This window comes from Deefgea piscis, from assembly GCF_019665785.1.
Taxonomy (GTDB): Bacteria; Pseudomonadota; Gammaproteobacteria; order Burkholderiales; family Chitinibacteraceae; genus Deefgea.
Window position 1 is genome coordinate 1,069,001 of the sequence record NZ_CP081149.1, and the last position, 16,736, is coordinate 1,085,736.

The window sequence follows — 16,736 nt, forward strand, 5'->3', positions numbered from 1 at the left end:
GTGAAAATAAATACACTACATCCCTAGTGCGGTAAGCCTGTAGATTGCTAATAAAGGGGTGGAAAATAAAAAAAAGAAGCCAAATCTGGGCAATAAAGATGCTGAAAAAATTGCATATCAAAGCGAGCATTTTTGAGTGTTTCAGCGTGATTGCAAGCTTAAATATGGGTAACCATTTGTATTTTTGCTTGCTGTTCTGAGGCGGATTTTTTAAGCTGCGCGATTAAGAAAATAAAATGAGTTAGAACATGAATTTACGTAGTCTGGGGGCATTAGCCATCAGCATGACCTTGGCCGCCTGTGCGACACCTTCACCGCAGCAAACTGCGGCGCCTTTGCCGGTCGTCACGCCGACTGCGTCAACGACGCCAGTGGCCTTGCCAACGCCCACACCCACTGCAACACCAATCCCTGCTGTCGTCATCGAGCCGATATTGACTCCTGCGCCGGTTGCGACCGCAAAACCATTGAGTGTGCAAGAAGCTCGCGCTTTATTAAATCAATTATTGCCAGCCAAAATGCCCGAGCGAGCAGGGTGGTCGGCCGATATTTTGGATGCCTTTACAGCATTAAAATTGCCGTACACCGCCGCTTATTTCTGCGCGGCAGCAGCAACGATTGAGCAAGAATCAAGCTGGCAGGGCGATCCAACGGTACCGGGATTGCCGAAAATTGTCTGGAGCGCGATTGGCGATCGAGCAGCGAAATACCATATTCCATTGATTGCAGTGCAAACGGCATTACTTAAAAAATCACCAACTGGACAAAGTTACAAAGCTCGAATTGATTCGCTACGCACCGAGCGTGAAATGAATGCCTTATTTGAGGATTTGGCCGATGAAGCTGAAAATCTTAATTTGCCACTCAATATGAAAAATCCGATTCGTACCGGCGGTCCAATGCAAGTGAGCGTTGAATTTGCGCAGGGCCACGTTAAGGCATGGCCTTATCCTTATGCAATGAAGGGTAGCGTACGCAGTGAAGTGTTTACGCGTCGAGGTGGGACGTATTTCGGTCTAGCCATTTTGCTGCAATACCCAGCGCCCTATACCGATATGGTGTATCGCTTTGCTGATTACAATGCCGGACGCTACGCCAGTCGCAATACCGCATTTCAACAGCTGGTTTCTAAACTCACCGGACAAGCTCTAGAGCAAGACGGCGATTTACTCCGCTATAGCAATGGCACCCCGACAGGCACAAGTAGCACGCAAACGGCCCTTTATCGACTAGCTAAACAATTGGGCATGAGTAATGAAGCGATTTTACGTGATCTGAAACTAGAAAAATTATCTGGCTTTGGTCAAACCGAGCTGTATAAAAAAACCTATGCACTTGCAGAAAAAAATGGCCAGACTTTCCCGCGTGCTGCATTACCGCAAATCGATTTAAAAAGCCCCAAAATCACGCGAAAACTAACCACTGAATGGTTTGCCAAACGCGTTTTATGGCGCTACGAAACCTGTATGGCACGGCGCTGATACTTACTCAGTTATCGTGATTAGAGCGAAAAAAAGAAGGGATATCCCTTCTTTTTTTTCGTCTGAGTATTTTGATTACTGATTACGTCTGCGGCGTGCCATCAGTAAAGCACATAGCCCAATACCCATTAGCGCATAGGTTTCAGGCTCTGGAATCGGTGGAGTTGGGGCTGAGTCGTTCAGTACAGAAAAATCGCTAGGTGTTGCTCTTCGCTCGGGCGCACCTGCAAAAGCGGGTGAATCGACAAAAGAAACCAAACTCCCCGACAAAGCATCCTGTGCCGACATTGTATTGTTGGTAAATAGCGACTCAATCGCCGCATAACCATTTTGCTGTTCACCCGATAGGACTGAGATCGACGGCGAGTCAATAACCGCATGGTGCTGAATTATTGATGCGTGCGAATTCAAGCAAACTAGGCAAAGTAAGGCTATAAAATTAAATTTCATTGAGTACGAGTATTATATTTTGATGATAGTCGTTTTGTTGATAGAGAAAAGCTATCAAATAGACAATATCAGTTATAGGTCAATAAGTTAGCAAACATTGCTAACCGCTTTTCGTGCCGAGCACTTCGTGTTCATGCGACTGAAAACGATGGATTTAGCCTAAAAAAAAGCAAGATTTATACAATCCAAAATGTGGCTTATGCGATCAGCATGGCGCAAGTTTACGTAAAATTCAACGTTTAACTAGGTATTTGGTAAGTTTGCAACTGACTATTAACAAGCTTTGATAGATATTAGATTATGATAAATTACTAAATAGCCATAGTTGTATTTAATTCACAGTAATCAATGACAGTGGTATAGTTCGCAGTTGGTTTGTAAATAAGTAATTAAATCTTAAAACTTTGTATTGATAATGTGTCTGGCACTCTATTTTTGGAATAAACCGGTAATGATGAAAAAGAATTTGTTGCTATTGAGTGTACTGGCCATCGGTAATACACAAGCTGCTTCTGATCCTGAAGATACGGTCAAATTATTTACAAATATTGCTTATGTTTATGACTCGAACGTGTTTCGCTTATCGGACACGCAACAAAATAACTCAACACGTAAACACCAGCAAAAAGGTGACTCAAGCTTTACCGTAGGCGTCGGGGGACGGGTTGATCTGCCTGTGAGCCGGCAAAAATTCTATGCAATGGCTGATTTTTCACAGGCGCATTACTTGGTTTTTGATGAGCTAAATAACCCCGCTTGGAATGTGGGCTTAGGCTGGGATTGGGTCGTGGGCAATCAATGGAATGGCAATCTATCTGTGTCATCTAGCCGTCAATTGTCCTCGTTTGACGACGTACGTGTCGCCGTCGTTGATACCGTCAAAACCAATCGAGCCAATTGGAATGGCAACTGGCGGCTATTGAGTAATTGGGCTTTAGTTGCGAACGCATCGTATACCGAAGAAAACCATGATGTAAGAAAGAATCAAAATGCGAATGATCGACAATTCGGCGGTGGCTTGCGGTATATGTCAGATCGAGGATTCGCCCTGACCTTGCTACATAACTGGTCTAAATATAATTATACAGAGCCTTTGTTTTTTATCCCTGCTAATTTGCGAGGCTATTCAGATCAAAATACGAGTTTGGGGTTGAATTGGCCGGTATCTGATAAATTTAATGCCAATTTAACCGCCGGTTATAGCCAATGGAAATCACAATTTAATGGCACTAAACAAACCAAGCCAACCGCAAATATTGATTTAATGTGGGCTGTAACAGCAAAAACAACGTTAAGCACAGGTGCCGGGCAAAAATTTGATTCATTTGGAAGCAATATTATTGGCCGAGATTTGGAACGAACGGCATATTTAGCTGCGAATTGGGCAGTTACAGATAAATCAAAATTGGGAGCTCGATATAACTATCGGCAGTTAGAAACAGAAACATCTCTTGGTATTGTGACGCAAAATTCTGTTTATGACACTTTTCGAGTGTCCTACGATTACCAAATATTACGCAGCATGATGGTTCAATCTTATGTTCAATTTGAATTAAGAAATGAAAAAATTAACCAGTTTGATTACAACGACGAGCAAGTTGGTGTGTCGTTAAAATATAATTTCTGATTTATATCATAAATAGGATGTAACTACCTTGCATCAAGATGTTCCGGATAAAATTCTTTTACAGCCAGTTAATAGTGTCGATCAAACTTTGCAGCCGCCAAGCTTGTTGGGGGACCGTTTTCGCGAATTTAGTAATTCGTCCCCAGTTATTGGTTTTTTTAAACTCTGCTTAGATCCATTTATAGTTGTAGCTACGCTGTATGCACTAGCCATTCCTTTTGAAGTTGCAATTGATGGTGTTGAGTTTGTATTTGGCGTTTTAGCTTTTTTGCTTACGGCAATTTTGCTAGATGGCATATTTTTATTTGTTCCTGGTTATTCTAGGCCATTGTTAGGCTTGGGGCGTTTTGCGCTTGAATGGGGGTGTGTATTATTAAGCTTATTTTTGATAGGGCAAGTATCAGGATTTAGCTCTTATATGTACCCACCTTATTATCTAACATGGGCAGTTGTAGCTCCTCTAGTTTTGATATTAACTCATTTGCTATTTAGACTATTTGTGCTGCATCCACGGCAAAATAATGTTAGAAAAGTATTGATTATTGGTGCGAATAAGCCAGGCCAAATTCTGGCAAAAAATATTCAACAGCATACTTTTCTAAAGATGGATTTTTTAGGATTTTTTGAAGATAGAGATGCTTCAAGGTTAGATGGAATTAATTCGGAAGAAATTCTTGGTGATCTGAGTGTATTTCCTAAATTTCTTTGTGAAAATACGGTACATCAAATTTATATTACATTACCAATGACGTCACAACCTCGGGTGATGGATTTGCTAGATTATTTAAAAGATAGTACGGCTTCGATTTATTTTATTCCGGATTTATTTGTTTTTGATTTGATTAATGCCAGATTTGATAATGTAGCCGGTATGCCGGTGGTTGCTATTTGTGAAAGTCCTTTTTTAGGGCTTAACGGTTTGGTGAAGAGGATTACAGACATCGTTCTGTCGTTGCTGATTTTGCTCATGATTTGGCCCGTTCTGCTGATCATCGCCATTGCTGTGAAATTGACCTCGGCTGGCCCTATCTTTTTTAAACAAAAGCGTTATGGTGAAGATGGGCAAAGTGTCTTGGTCTATAAGTTTCGCTCGATGACGGTGATGGAAAATGGCGATCAAGTGATTCAAGCCAAAAAGAACGACGTGCGACTTACACCAATTGGTGGCTTTATTCGTAGAACATCACTTGATGAATTGCCACAATTTATTAATGTATTACAAGGGAAAATGAGTATTGTTGGTCCACGGCCGCATGCGAATGCACATAACGAGCAATACAGAAAGTTAATTAAAGGTTACATGATTCGCCATAAGGTGAAGCCAGGTATTACTGGCTGGGCGCAAGTAAATGGTTTTCGTGGGGAAACTGATACTTTAGAAAAAATGCAAGGTCGAATTTTATACGATTTAGAGTATTTAAGAAATTGGTCGGTCTGGCTTGATTTAAAGATTATTTGGCGGACGGCAACGGGTATGTTCCGAGACAAAAATGCTTTTTGAAAATAACACGTTAAACTTTGAGGAATAAATATGAAAAAATTAAGCATAGTAGCACTTGCTCTTTCAACTTTATTTTTACTCACTGCATGTAATGATAAAGATGAAAAAAAATCACCTAGCCAAGTCCTCGCCAAAGTTAACGATGCTGAGATTACCGTACATCAGCTGAATTTTGTCTTGGGCCAAATGCCACAAGCGACAGCTGAGCAAAAACAGCAAGTATTAGATCAACTTATTGATCAAGAATTATTGGTAAATAAAGCAACCGAGTTAAAGCTCGACCGTGAACCAAATATTGTTCAAGCGATTGAAGCGGCTAAACGCCAAATTTTAGCGCAAGCTGCCGCAGAGCGTGTGATTGGTAAACCAGCGGAACCAAGCAAAACGGCAATTGATGATTTTTATGCAAAAAATTCAGGTTTATTTGCAGATAGAAAAAACTATGAATTTGTAATGTTTTTGTTGGATAAGGATAAATTCAATGATGAAATCATTGCTCAGCTAGATAGTGCTGTAACGCCGATGCAAGTCAAAGCCATCCTAGATGCCGCTAAGATTCCATTTGAAACCAATGAAGGCAGCCGCGCAGCAGAGCAATTACCAATGCAAATGCTACCTAAATTTGTCGCAATGAAGCAGGGCGATATTTTGTCGATGAATGAAGGTAACAAAACGATGCTTTTACAATTAAAGAATAGCCAACCTGCGCCTGTAACGCCGGTTGAGGCTGAGCCTTTAATTAAGCGTTATTTGAGCACTAATGACGCACAAGAAAACGCAAAAACCAAACTTAAAGCTTTACGAGCTACGGCAAAAATTGAGTACTTACAAAAATTTGCTTCAGCTCCTGTGGCGGCTCCTGCTACCGGTGCATTGAATGCCTCGGCAGTTGATGAAAGCCTTAAAGCTGGATTAAAAGGATTGAAATAATGATTAAAAAATTAGGCATGCTGCTGTGTTTTAGCTTGCTAAGTCTGCTAACTGCCATTTCTTGGGCCCAGCCGAAAGGTGACTATGTTTTGGGCTCAGGCGATGTGGTGAAAATCCAAGTTTATGACCACCCTGATTTGACCACCGAGGTTCAGCTCAATAATGAAGGGGCTTTGGCTTTTCCTTTAATTGGTGTGGTGAAACTCGAGGGTTTAGATTACACGCAAGCTGAGGCATTAATTGCTAAAAAATTAATTGAAGGTAATTTCATTAAAAAGCCAAATGTCAATGTTCTAATTGTGCAATACCGCAGCCAAAGGGTGGCGGTATTGGGTGAAGTGAATAAACCGGGCAGATATGCGCTCGATAGTGCCACTAATATCATTGATTTACTGGCTATCGCGGGGGGATAAGTCCGAATGGCGGTGACAAGGTGGTGATCTTGCGTGGTGAGCAACGCATTGAGTATGAACTGAGCAAACTGACGCAATTAGCCAATCCTGAAAAACGCCACATTCAAATTATGAATGGCGATACGGTGTATATACCAAGAGCCCAGCAATTTTATGTGTATGGCGAGGTGAATCGCCCCGGCGCTTTTCGCTTAGAACCGAAAATGACCTTAATGCAAGCGATCTCACTCGCTGGTGGATTTAATCCACGTGCATCGCAGCGCAGCATGCAAATTCATCGTGCTACAGCAGAAGGACAAATAGAAAAACTTTCGGCAAAACTGTCCGACTTCATTCGTGAAGGCGATACCGTTTATGTGCAAGAAAGCTGGTTTTAATCGCGCCCTTAATTATTGCTGAGTAAATTTGATGACTTTTGAACAATTATTAAACATCCTGCGCGCTAGAAAATGGATCGCAATCTCGGTGTTCTTTGTCGTAATACTGACAACATTGCTTGTCAGTGTATTGCTCCCTAAGCAATACACCGCAGAAGCTACATTAGCAATAGATGTGAAAGCAGCAGATCCTGTGAGTGGGCAACAGATCGCTGGATATATGGCGCCTAGCTATATGGCGACCCAAGTTGAGATGATTTCTAGCCAGAATACGGCACTAAAAGTGGTGGATACTTTAGGTTTTGCCCGGTTGCCGGAGGCGCAAGCGCAGTTTCAAGAGGCAACACAAGGCAAGGGTGATATTCGCAATTGGTTCGCCGAATCATTGCTAAAAGGTTTGGACGTAAAGCCAAGCCGAGAAAGTAATATCATTAATTTGGAATACACCGCAACAGATCCAAAATTTGCTGCTGCATTGGCAAATAATTTTGCACAAGCGTATATCCGCACCACGATTGATATTAAAACCGCCGCCGCGCAGCAAAATAATGTGTTTTTCCAAGAGCAGCTTAAATCATTACAAAGTAATTTAGAAAAAGCTCAGAATAAACTTTCTGAATATCAGCAAACCCATGGCATTGTTGGTTCAGACGAGCGTTTAGATGTTGAAACTCAACGCCTTAATGAATTATCTAGCCAAGTGGTCGGCGCGCAATCGCAAACCTATGACGCACAATCACGTGCTCGTGGCGGAAATATTGCACCGGATGTATTAAACAATCCATTGATTCAGCAGTTGAAAGGCCAGCTCGCAGTGCAAGAGGCCAAATACAATCAACTGTCGGAAAAAAATGGTGCCAATCATCCCCATAACCAACAGGCAATGGCTGAGCTGAATGCAACGCGCAGCCAGTTGAATGAACTGATGGCGCAATACGCCGGTGGCCTCAATAGTGCAGCAGGCAATTCGGCATCACGCCAAGCCTCACTCAATGCCGCATTACAAACACAAAAAGAAAAAGTATTAGATTTAAAGTCACAGCGTGCAGCAATCGATGTGTTGCTGCGCAATGTGGATAGTGCTCAGCGCAGCTACGACCAAGCATTGCAACGCTTTAGCCAAACCATGCTAGAGAGTCGCTCTGATCAAAGTAATATTTCGATCATTAAATCAGCGCCTGAGCCGATGAAATATTCCAGTCCCAAAACGTTGCTGAACCTCGTTTTGGCGATGTTTGTTGGCGGATTATTGGCGATTGGATTTGCAATGTTGGCTGAATTAGCTGATCGGCGTATTCGGTCCAAAGATGATATTGAAGCCATGCTAGGGCTGACAGTCTTAGCTGATTTATTGCCTCCCAAAAAGAAACGCCGATTTGGCTTTAAAGTAGGAGCCCCAGCATGAATGCAATTCCTGATCCAATCGCCAGTGAAGTGATCAAAGGCAATATCGGCCAGCAATTATTAGTTAATGGCAAAATTAATGCGCAACAAGCTGAAAAGATTTTAAGACTACAGAAAGAAACTGGTGGCCGTTTTGGTGAAGCCGCCATCAAATTGGGATTTGTCACCGAAAATGACATCCAAGATGTATTGGCGCAGCAATTTGAATACGCCTACCTCGTCGCAGGGCAAAGTGCCGTCGACCAAAAGTTGGTCGCGGCTTATTCACCATTTGATTCGCGGGTTGAAGCATTACGTAGCTTACGCAGCCAAATTTTATTACGTTGGGTAGAAGGTGGAAATAAATCGGTGGCATTAGCCTCCTACGACGGCAATAACACCTGCGATATCTTGGCCGCCAATTTAGCGATTGTATTTTCGCAATTGGGTGAACACACTTTGTTGGTTGACGCTAATTTACGCAATGCCGTGCAACACCAACTTTTTGCGGTAGAAAACCGTAAAGGCCTAAGTGATATTTTAGTCGGCCGTAGTGGTATAGAGGCAGTACAGCGCATTAGTGAGTTTAGGGATTTATCAATCTTAACGGCTGGTACGACAGCGCCAAATCCACAAGAACTACTCTCAAGAGACGTATTCAGTAATATCGTTGCTGAGTTAGCACAAGCTTATGACGTAGTGATCTATAGCACTAGCGCATTAAAAGATGCCGCGGATGCGCAATTAGTTGCTTCACGTGTTAAAGGCACGATCTTGGTGGCCAGCCGTAATAAAACACCAGTGAAAGGGCTAGAATCCGCTAAATCACAATTGCAATCAGCAAGTGCGACTTTGCTCGGTTGTGTCTTATCACAGGAAGAGTGATGATGGAATATGAAAATATTGCAATTAAAAATGGCCAATTTAATTTGGCCGTTTTTTTTAAACAGAATATTCTAATATTGATTGGATTTCTTGCGCTAGCAATTCCAACTATCATTACCCTAAGCAAAGGAATTTGGCAAAATGATGATCAAGCACACGGGCCAATTATTTTAGCGATTGTGATTTGGTTATTTTGGCAATTAAAAAGCCAAATTGCTGCAATTGATGCAAAATCAAATCCAATAATAGGTTTTGCGCTGGTTATTATCGCCTTATTGTTTTATATATTAGGCCGATCGCAAGAGATATTGATATTTGAAATTGGCGCTTTTATCCCCTTGGTTTGCGGTTTATTACTGATTAGCAAAGGCTGGCGAGCGATCTCAATAGCATGGTTTGCCATTATCTTTATGCTGTTTTTGATTCCGCTACCAGGATCAATTGTCGATGCATTAACTGGGGCATTAAAAGGCCAAGTCTCACACATTGCCGAAGTATTACTTTATGCTGCCGGCTACCCAGTGGCGCGCAGTGGCGTATTGATTACGGTTGGGCAATATCAATTATTGGTGGCCGATGCCTGCTCGGGCATGCATTCAATGTTTAGCCTATTAGCGGTGGGGTCTTTGTATGTTTACATCACCAATCACAGCAGCAAAATTCGCAATACACTATTGATCCTTGCAATTATTCCAATTGCTTTTGCTGCCAATATTATTCGTGTAATGACTTTGATTTTAGTGACTTATCATTTTGGTGATGCAGCAGGGCAGGGCTTTATTCATGATTTTGCTGGCATGGCTTTATTTGCGATTGCATTAATTGGAATGTTTGCGTTGGATATGATGCTGGGTTTGTTTCTAAAGGATAAGAAAAATGAACAATAAGCTCATTACTCATACAATCCTTTGCTTTTTAATGCTATTTTCTGCTTTGTTTACATGGTATCTGACATCTAAAGACTCAAAGATTTATTTTTCTGCACCAGAAAAATTGGTGGTGACAATACCAACAAAAATTGGGGAATGGACTGAAGAGGTACAAAATACGAATGTAGTTATCAACCCAGAATTAGAGGCTAGTGTTAATAAATTATATTCAGATGTTTTAAGTCGTACATATGTCAATAATAAAGGCGATCGAATTATGTTGGTGATTGCCTATGGTGAAGATCAACGCGAGGGGAATGCGTTACATTACCCTGAGGTTTGTTATCCGGCTCAAGGTTTTGTTATTGATTCAAGTAAAGATGATTCGATTTTTATTGCTAATAAAGACCTACGCGTACGCCGTGTAATGACGAATCATTCACAAGAAAGATTTGAACCTGTGACGTATTGGACCACATTATCAGGTGAGGTAGTCCGTGGCAATGTGGAAAAGAAAACCAAAGAAATAATAAATAAATGGAACGGTAATGTTCTTGATGGCTATTTGATTCGCGTTTCCACAATTGATAAAAATCAAAAATCGGCATTTGCAATTCAAGATTCATTTATTCGCGAATTAATAAAGTCACTAGATAAAGGTATGGCAGTGCGCCTTGCGGGTGATTTGTGAGTTTAGGAGAAAGATCAAAATCAGCTGTACATTGGGCACTATTGGGGACGTTATCAAAATATTTCATCCAACTAATAGTTCAAATTATTCTGGCGCGATTTTTAGGGCCTCAAGTCTATGGATTATTTGCGCTTGGTATGTTGGTCATGCTGTTCAGCAATTTTCTCGCTGATTTTGGCTTGGCATGGGGCTTAGTACAGAAAAAAGAAGTCACCGAAGAGGATATTCGTTTTGCCATGACATGGCAGTTTGTCCTTGGGACTGTTGTAGCTGGTTTGTTATTAATATTTTCTGAATATATTGCTTTATTTTTTAAAGAGCCGCAGCTCACGGTGATAATTTCTTGGCTTAGTTTGGCGTGCGTTTTTAATGCTTTGAGTGCGCCATCCGCTAATTTATTGCGTAGAGATTTGGATTTCAAAACACTCAATTTACTACAAATAGCGAGTTATGTGATTGGTTATGTGTTGATTGGTTTGCCTATGGCATTTTTTGGCTACGGTGTGTGGGCCTTAGTAACGGCTTGGCTTATGCAATCGTTTGCTGGCATGGTACTGCAGTTCATTCGGAAGTCACATTCACTTAAACCGCTATTTTGGTATTCCGATGCAAAATCCATGATGAACATCGGCTCGACAGTGTTTTTCACTAATATAGTCAATTGGTTCCTCAATAATATTGATCGAATTGTTCTAGGGCGCTTGCTCAATACGCATGCCGTAGGCTTGTATACGGTTTCGTATAATTTGGCGGTTATGCCCAATGGTTTATTGCTGAGTGCATTACAGCCAGCATTTTTATCGATCGGTGCGCGCTTGCAAGATGAAAAAGAAAAAATGCGCACTGCCTACTTACAAATTGTGGCGGTAATTTGGGTATTGATTTTACCTTGCTTTGTTATTTTTTCTGCGATTGCTAATGATTTAATTCATGTTATGTATGGAGAGAAATGGGTAGGCGCTGGCGTGGTTTTATCTATCCTCGCGTTGGCGATGCCTTTTTATGTTATGTGGGGTATGTCTACGCCTATTTTGTGGAACACGGGAAAGAAACATTTAGAATCTATTTTGCAATTACCCATTGTGATGATTGGCTTGCTGCTGATGATTTATTTTGCTGATTTTGGTATCGCTGCATTCGCTATGGTTGCCGCGTTTATTCTCGTCCTACGTGCGTTAGTGATTGGCTATACAGCGTGCCATTTGATCGGATTAGGCATTGGGCAACTTGTCCCTATATGGGCGCGTGGCATGTTGATTTCATTATTGGTTTATATTTCCATCTATTTAGTTCAGCAGGTAATGATCGCCATAATGGTGATCAGTTTAGTTAAGTTAATTGTTAGTGTACTGGTTGGCTTTGCAATTTTGATATGCATGGCGCTGCTTTTTCCTCGATTGATCGGCGTTTCTGCATTAAATTTATTAATCCGGTTTAGTCCAGGAAGACTAAGTAACTATTTAAAAGCCAAAGTGGCAACACTATCAAGTCTAGGGATTGATTAAAATGGAATATGTAATCTATTTTGGCTATTTCGTTGCGCTGCTGGTTTTGGTTTCTGCGGTTGGAATATTAATTAAAGGCGCATTACATTTTGGTAGTAGCCGTGAAAATAGTGCTTTGCCACTACTTTTGACTTATCCTATTTTAATTGTGGTTGCTTTAACTACTATTTTTGGTGGTCGAGATTTAAGTATATCTGCCGATATTATTCCAGTGTTACAAATAAAGCATCCGATTGTAATTTGGTTTTCTCGCCTTACTAATTTATTTATTTTGTTATTTTCGTTGGAGCGGATTGTTCGCTACGTATTTAATCCACGCTCGGAGCGAGTAGGCTCGTATTGGCTGCTGATTGCATATTTAGTTTTTTATGCAACAAATTTAATCTCACCATTGTTGTTTGGTTATCGCTCGTTTTTTGCTAACGATCAACTGTATATGTTGTTTGTCGGTGTGGCCGTCATATTGGCTACATCCGATGATATGTGGAATATGATACGGCATCAGCGCAATGCTCTGGCGCTATTTGTATTTTTCAGTTTTATTGTTTTGGTAGTTAACCCGAGCATGGTGACTTGGAGCAATTATCAGGGTTTGATCCCGGGGCTGTCATTACGCTTTTCTGGTCTTTCAAATCATCCCAATGTGATGGGGCCGTTAATGGTGATTTTATTACTACTGCTATTTGTTAAGCCCTTTAGTAATTCATGGATAAATCGAATTGTTTGGGTCTTAGGGTTAGCGGGCTTACTGCTTGCGCAATCAAAAACAGCTTGGTTAGCTACGTTGGCCGCATTAACTTATTTGACCTATACCAATTACCGCCAGCAAGTAGTTGAACGTTTTTTTGATTTTCGCCGTCCCGCGCTTGCTGCCAGCATATTATCGGCATTAATGCTTATTCTACTTGTTGCAAGTGCATTTATTATGTTTGGCAAATTTTCATTTGTTGATCAGTTTTTGCTAACTAGGGAAGGTAGTGATTTACTCACAATGACGGGTCGGACTGATATTTGGCAAATTGCGCTGCGTGAATGGCAACTACACCCATTATTTGGATATGGTTTAAGTCTATTTGATGATTTTCACCGAATGCAATATGCCTTACCTGCCGCTGTTCATGCACATAGCCAATTTTACCAAGTTTTGGCGAGTGCAGGCGTTATTGGTGTATTTGGTCTTATTTTTTATATGGCGACGTTATTAATACTCGGAATTAAAGTAAATAATTCAAGTATGGGATTGTCAATTGCGTTGCTTATTGTGATTTCTTTTCGAAGTGTGAGTGAAGTTCCATTGGCGTTACATGGGTTGGGCTTGGAGCAGGTGGTGCAATTATTATTGTTGATGGTGATCGCAGGGTCGCTTCGGCATATTCAAGCAACTTCTACGATTTAATTTTATTGGTGTATAGAATGTTGATTTCAATCGTTGTTCCTTTGTTTAATAAGTCTGATTATATCCTTGCAACATTAGAATCAATTTTAAAACAAACATATTCTAATTTTGAAATTTTGATTGTCGACGATGGCTCTACAGATGATGGGGCTATAAAAGTTAAGCAAGTACAAGATTCTCGAATTCAATTAATTCAAGTACCTAATGGTGGGGTGGCTAGGGCAAGAAATATTGGTATTGAGAAAGCAAACGGTGATTTAGTGTGTTTTTTAGATGCCGATGATTTATATCATCCATTGTATTTACAGACCATTGTTAGTATGGCGGAGCAATTTCCAGATCACGGCTGGTATAGCACAGCCTATCGACGATTGGCAGTTCAACAGATGAGTGTTGAACAACTTAATACCTCTGGAATTGATACCTCGGTAGAAGTTACTGACTTTTATAATCAAAAAATAAAATATGGTGCTTTTTTTTGCACCAATACAGTGGCAATTTGGCGATGCCACTTAAGCACTATGCAGCCTTGTTTTCCGATTGGTGAATCGATGGCGGAAGATTTGGATTTGTGGTTTCGCTTAGCCGAGCGGTTTTCATTACGCCATTGCTCGGCGGAGCTATCTGCCTATCGCGTCGGAATATCCAATAGCCTATGTGCAAATAATACGCAAACGGCGCTCTGGCCCGCATTTTTACGCTTAGAGCAGCGTGCTTTAACGGGGCAAATTTCGACTGAACTGCTTGATTCAGCTTTTAGATTTGTAGCTTATGCTCGAATTATTGAGGCACGAAAAAATTTGCTGAATCATTCAAGACTCAAATGCATTCAACAATTATTGAGAGTGTATCGTGGTTATCGGGATAAAAGATGGTGGGTGACTTGGGTACTCGCTTTATGCTGCAGCAAGAAAATAATTGTATATTTCGAAAAAAACAGAATGAAATCTTCTTAAACAATTCAACGACGACTTAATTGACTAGAAAAATGAAAATATTGTTCGCGATGCGAGATGCTTTACCACCATTTCGTGTCGATGTAAAAATTCTTTTTGGTAAGTATTTATTTAATAAAGGAGTCTCTACGCATTTGGTTGGCAGATCGAAGTCTGGAAATTTCAGTCCCGTTGAGTGGAATGCTGGCGAAGTATCAGTTTCTTCCACAGACGGCGAAGGGAAGATTAAGACATTTTATTGCTTGCTATTAGAATCTTTTTTTCTTTTAAAGTTTGGACGTACAGCCGACATTATTCAGGTTCGTGATCGAATTCGATTGTTGCCGGCTGCATGGCTGTCGTCTTTTTTATGGAATAAACCTTTAGTCTATTGGGTATCATTTCCAATTGTCGAAGGGCATCGACAAGTGTATTTAGAATGCAAAATAAATTATTTTTTGAGGAGATCTATACTTTTTTTGCGATATTTTTCTTCAAAAATTATTTTTTACAAATTAATGCCTTTTTGCTGTGATGGTATTTTTGTGCAAAGTAATGCAATGAAAAAAGCATTTTGTTTGATTGGTATGCCTGAAAAAAAAATAATGGCTGTTCCTATGGGCGTAGATTTAGAAATGTTTTCTGCATTGAATCCTGATTTGGCAGATAAAAAAAATCAGCCACTAAGACTTTGTTATTTAGGGACGATTGCTAAATCACGGCAATCAGACTTTTTGTTGGACGTGATAGTAGGAGTTCGGAAATATATACCAGATGCTCAATTACTTATCGTGGGGAGTGGGCTTACATCGAGTGAGCAATCTTGGTTTCGTTCTGAAATTGAGACGAGGGGTATCGCAGGGTGTGTAGAGCTGACTGGTTGGTTGCCTCAAAATGAAGGTATATCGTTACTATCCAATGCTGACATAGGCTTGTCACCTATACCTAGAGGGAAGTTGTTTGATGTGTCCTCTCCAACAAAGGCTGTCGAATACCTAGCGTGTGGCATTCCATGTGTTGGCAACGATATTCCTGATCAAAAATTAGTATTGGAAGAGAGTGGGGCAGGTGTGTGTGTTGAAATGAATGTTGATTCATTTGTAAATGCTATTGTTGATTTATGGCATATGCCTGATGTTCGAGAAGTAATGTCAGTTAAAGCTAGATCCTATGTATTAACTAATAGAAATTACGCCGTATTATCTGAGCAAGTTTATTCTAGGTATCGTGAATTAATTTAATGGTGTGTTTATGTTAAAGTTATTTAGGTTGGCTAATTTACTAAGTCGATATCGTATTCCTTTTTTTCCTAAATTAATTTATTACGTTAATAGAATAGTTTTTTCTGTTGTGCTTCCCGCCTCAACACAGGTTGGTAAGAATGTAATATTTGGATATCAAGGTTTAGGAATTGTAATTCATCCTAGAGTTATTATTGGCGATGGTGTTGTTGTTGGTACAAATGTCACGATTGGTGGTCGTAGCAAAATCTATGCAGTACCAACGATTGGCGAAAATACAATAATCGGTTCTGGTGCAAAGATATTAGGCCCTATAAAAATAGGCCGCTACGTAGATATTGGAGCAAATGCTGTAGTTGTAAATGATGTTCCAGATTATGCGGTTGTAGTTGGTATACCCGCTAAAATTATAAGAATAAAAAACATTGAATAGGTTTATTAAAAAATGTCTTCACCGATGAGTAACTTAAAATACGATGCGTTTCGAGTTTTTGGCTGTTTTAGTATTTTAAAAATAATTAAGGGTTTTGTTTTTTATCGCACATTTAGGCCGGTAGTAACGATGCGACTTTGTCAGTATGTTAATACTCGCAATACATTAGGTCGGTTAGTGCAACCTTTATTTAATTTACTACATCGTATTGCGACTGGTTTTGCGGGAATTGATTTTTCATGGCGAACTCAAATCGGAGGTGGTTTCATTTTCACCCACGCATGGGGGGCAGTCATTAATGAAAAAGCCATTATTGGGCAGAATGTGACTATTTTTCATGGTGTTACGATTGGTCGATTGGATAAAATTAATGCCGATGGTGAACGTATAACCGGTTACCCAATTGTTGAAGATGAAGTTTGGATTGGCCCACATGCAATTATTGTGGGTGGAATTCGTATTGGGCGAGGTAGTCGTATCGCGGGTGGTACTTTCATTAATTTTGATGTGCCCGCTTATTCTGTGGTATCTGGTAATCCGGGGGGGCTCACTAAATCAAATTGTATTCCTGATGTTTATAATCGGGCACCGTTAGACCAGTATTAAACACAGGAATATT

General features: G+C 40.5%; 17 protein-coding genes. 16 read left to right on the forward strand and 1 reads right to left on the reverse strand.

Annotated features, from left to right (window positions below; all coding sequences use genetic code 11):
- Window positions 1–248: 248 nt before the first annotated feature.
- Window positions 249–1,481, forward strand: coding sequence for a DUF1615 domain-containing protein (locus K4H25_RS05030; RefSeq protein ID WP_221022284.1), 1,233 nt, complete (start codon window positions 249–251; stop codon window positions 1,479–1,481).
- Window positions 1,482–1,556: 75 nt separating this feature from the next.
- On the opposite strand, the gene K4H25_RS05035 is transcribed toward K4H25_RS05030, so the two are convergent.
- Window positions 1,557–1,892, reverse strand: coding sequence for a PEP-CTERM sorting domain-containing protein (locus K4H25_RS05035; RefSeq protein ID WP_221022285.1), 336 nt, complete (start codon window positions 1,890–1,892; stop codon window positions 1,557–1,559).
- Between the two features lie 490 nt (window positions 1,893–2,382).
- Between K4H25_RS05035 and K4H25_RS05040 the strand changes: the two genes are divergently transcribed.
- The 15 genes from K4H25_RS05040 to K4H25_RS05110 are packed head-to-tail and all read left to right on the forward strand — an operon-like array spanning window position 2,383 to window position 16,723.
- Window positions 2,383–3,558 carry an outer membrane beta-barrel protein gene (locus tag K4H25_RS05040; RefSeq protein WP_221022286.1) on the forward strand — a complete coding sequence of 392 codons (1,176 nt, stop codon included), beginning with the start codon at window positions 2,383–2,385 and terminating at the stop codon, window positions 3,556–3,558.
- 28 nt (window positions 3,559–3,586) lie between these two features.
- Window positions 3,587–5,059 carry an undecaprenyl-phosphate glucose phosphotransferase gene (locus K4H25_RS05045; protein WP_255588050.1) on the forward strand — a complete coding sequence of 491 codons (1,473 nt, stop codon included), beginning with the start codon at window positions 3,587–3,589 and terminating at the stop codon, window positions 5,057–5,059.
- A gap of 30 nt (window positions 5,060–5,089) precedes the next feature.
- Entirely contained in the window at window positions 5,090–5,989 is a 900-nt protein-coding gene (locus K4H25_RS05050) for an EpsD family peptidyl-prolyl cis-trans isomerase (protein WP_221022287.1), read from the forward strand.
- Window positions 5,989–6,402 (forward strand): polysaccharide biosynthesis/export family protein, encoded by a 414-nt coding sequence (locus K4H25_RS05055; protein ID WP_221022288.1) that lies wholly within the window; start codon window positions 5,989–5,991, stop codon window positions 6,400–6,402. The genes K4H25_RS05050 and K4H25_RS05055 overlap by 1 nt, the downstream gene beginning before the upstream one ends.
- A 20-nt stretch (window positions 6,403–6,422) precedes the next feature.
- Window positions 6,423–6,779 (forward strand): SLBB domain-containing protein, encoded by a 357-nt coding sequence (locus tag K4H25_RS05060; RefSeq protein WP_221022289.1) that lies wholly within the window; start codon window positions 6,423–6,425, stop codon window positions 6,777–6,779.
- Window positions 6,780–6,810: 31 nt separating this feature from the next.
- Window positions 6,811–8,184, forward strand: coding sequence for a chain length determinant protein EpsF (gene epsF / locus K4H25_RS05065; RefSeq protein WP_221022290.1), 1,374 nt, complete (start codon window positions 6,811–6,813; stop codon window positions 8,182–8,184).
- A complete protein-coding gene (epsG, locus tag K4H25_RS05070; RefSeq protein ID WP_221022291.1) occupies window positions 8,181–9,047 on the forward strand; it encodes a chain length determinant protein tyrosine kinase EpsG in 867 nt (288 codons plus the stop codon). The genes epsF and epsG overlap by 4 nt, the downstream gene beginning before the upstream one ends.
- Entirely contained in the window at window positions 9,047–9,934 is an 888-nt protein-coding gene (gene xrtB / locus K4H25_RS05075) for an exosortase B (protein ID WP_221022292.1), read from the forward strand. The genes epsG and xrtB overlap by 1 nt, the downstream gene beginning before the upstream one ends.
- Window positions 9,924–10,607, forward strand: a complete 684-nt coding sequence (epsI, locus tag K4H25_RS05080; protein ID WP_221022293.1) for an exosortase-associated protein EpsI, B-type — start codon at window positions 9,924–9,926, stop codon at window positions 10,605–10,607. The genes xrtB and epsI overlap by 11 nt, the downstream gene beginning before the upstream one ends.
- A complete protein-coding gene (locus K4H25_RS05085) occupies window positions 10,604–12,112 on the forward strand; it encodes a lipopolysaccharide biosynthesis protein (protein WP_221022294.1) in 1,509 nt (502 codons plus the stop codon). Before epsI ends, K4H25_RS05085 begins: the two co-directional genes overlap by 4 nt.
- Before the next feature lies 1 nt (window position 12,113).
- Window positions 12,114–13,508, forward strand: a complete 1,395-nt coding sequence (locus K4H25_RS05090; protein ID WP_255588192.1) for an O-antigen ligase family protein — start codon at window positions 12,114–12,116, stop codon at window positions 13,506–13,508.
- A 17-nt stretch (window positions 13,509–13,525) separates the two neighbouring features.
- Entirely contained in the window at window positions 13,526–14,464 is a 939-nt protein-coding gene (locus K4H25_RS05095; RefSeq protein ID WP_221022296.1) for a glycosyltransferase family 2 protein, read from the forward strand.
- 32 nt (window positions 14,465–14,496) lie between these two features.
- A complete protein-coding gene (locus K4H25_RS05100) occupies window positions 14,497–15,684 on the forward strand; it encodes a glycosyltransferase family 4 protein (RefSeq protein ID WP_221022297.1) in 1,188 nt (395 codons plus the stop codon).
- 10 nt (window positions 15,685–15,694) lie between these two features.
- Window positions 15,695–16,117, forward strand: coding sequence for a serine O-acetyltransferase (locus K4H25_RS05105; RefSeq protein WP_221022298.1), 423 nt, complete (start codon window positions 15,695–15,697; stop codon window positions 16,115–16,117).
- Window positions 16,118–16,129: 12 nt separating this feature from the next.
- Window positions 16,130–16,723: a serine acetyltransferase gene (locus K4H25_RS05110; protein WP_221022299.1), complete on the forward strand. Its 594-nt coding sequence runs from the start codon at window positions 16,130–16,132 to the stop codon at window positions 16,721–16,723.
- The last annotated feature ends 13 nt before the right edge of the window (window positions 16,724–16,736 follow it).